General features: G+C 40.9%; 2 protein-coding genes. Both read left to right on the top strand.

What is annotated here, in order from left to right:
* The first annotated feature begins 129 nt into the window (after window positions 1-129).
* Complete coding sequence (gene tnpA, locus QT992_RS33420) at window positions 130-528, top strand: IS200/IS605 family transposase (RefSeq protein ID WP_333315738.1); 399 nt, start codon at window positions 130-132, stop codon at window positions 526-528.
* Window positions 521-1,203: transposase (locus QT992_RS33415; protein ID WP_333378771.1), on the top strand; the 683-nt coding region annotated here is incomplete at its 3' end. The genes tnpA and QT992_RS33415, both read left to right, overlap by 8 nt.

The following is a 1,203-nucleotide window of genomic DNA, read 5'->3' as shown; positions in this document are numbered from 1 at the left end:
TGACCGGAAAACGAGACGCAAGCCCCTGGCTTTAGACACGGGGAAAAGTCGGTAGCGGTTTCAACCGCCTTGAACAATTCTTTATATTTCGACACACAGTATACAGGTTGGTTGGTATATACTGTAAATATGAAAACAAAACTAAAATCCAACAGCAATGTAACCTACTGTTGCAATTATCATATTGTGTGGTGTTCAAAGTATCGTAGGTCTGTGTTGATTAACGGTGTAGATGTTCGCCTGAAAGCGATTTTACAAGAAGTTTGCACTGAATTCAACGCCGAACTAATAGAAATGGAAGTAATGCCAGAGCATGTTCATGTTTTAGTAGGAGTAGACCCACAATTCGGGATTGCCAAGTTGATCCGATATTTGAAAGGACGTTCATCTCGACTATTGAGACAGGAATTTCCTTGGTTAAAAAGCAGACTGCCAACTCTGTGGACGAATAGTTACTTTGTTGCAACAGTTGGCGGTGCGCCACTATCAGTGGTCAAGCAGTATATCGAAAATCAAAAAAATGTCTAATTACGGATGCCAGCAAAACTTAATTAATGCTGATTTCAGTCTGAAAGCAATTTTAGAGTTTGTCTGTGGTGAATCAAACAAGCTAGCAAACTGCGCCTTGTACTACGGTCGTCAGTTGTATTTCAAAACTGGCAAAATCCCTGGGAAATATGATTTCCATAAAATGTTTAAATCGAATTTGCATTTTAAGGCTCTGTATTCCCATGTCGCACAGCAAACTTTAACCAGTGTCGCTGAATCCTTCAGTTCATACATTGGGCGGCTATTGGGAATCAAATCTGGGACTGTTACGCAGCACCCAAAGCTACCAAAATACAGAAAAGATTCTCTGAAATTAGTGACATTCCCGATCGCGGATGTCAAACTCAAAAACGGGTTGTTACGGTTCCCACTAGGTAGTAAAGTCAAGCTTTGGTTTGGAATCGGAGAATTTTTCTTGCCGATGCCGTCAAACTTGGACTACAAGAAACTGGTTGAAATTCGGATTCTTCCCAGAAATCGCTGTTTTTACGCCGAGTTTGTATATCGAACAGAGGAGCAGCTTGGTAGTGCTGTGCTTCCCGGAAGTGTCCTGGGGTTAGATCATGGAATTAATAATTGGTTAACAGGCGTATCCAATGTAGGAACTTCTTTTATTATTGATGGACGACATCTAAAGTCTTTGAATCAGTGGTA

It is taken from the genome of Microcoleus sp. T3_D1, assembly GCF_036700405.1.
In the GTDB taxonomy this organism is placed as follows: Bacteria; Cyanobacteriota; Cyanobacteriia; order Cyanobacteriales; family Microcoleaceae; genus Microcoleus.
The sequence above is the reverse complement of the archived record's forward strand: the minus strand, read 5'-3'. Positions and strand labels throughout refer to the sequence as shown.

Bases quoted from the DNA above. Each gene is read 5' to 3' on its own strand.
- tnpA (WP_333315738.1), top strand. From the start codon at position 130: ATGAAAACAAAACTAAAATCCAACAGCAATGTAACCTACTGTTGCAAT.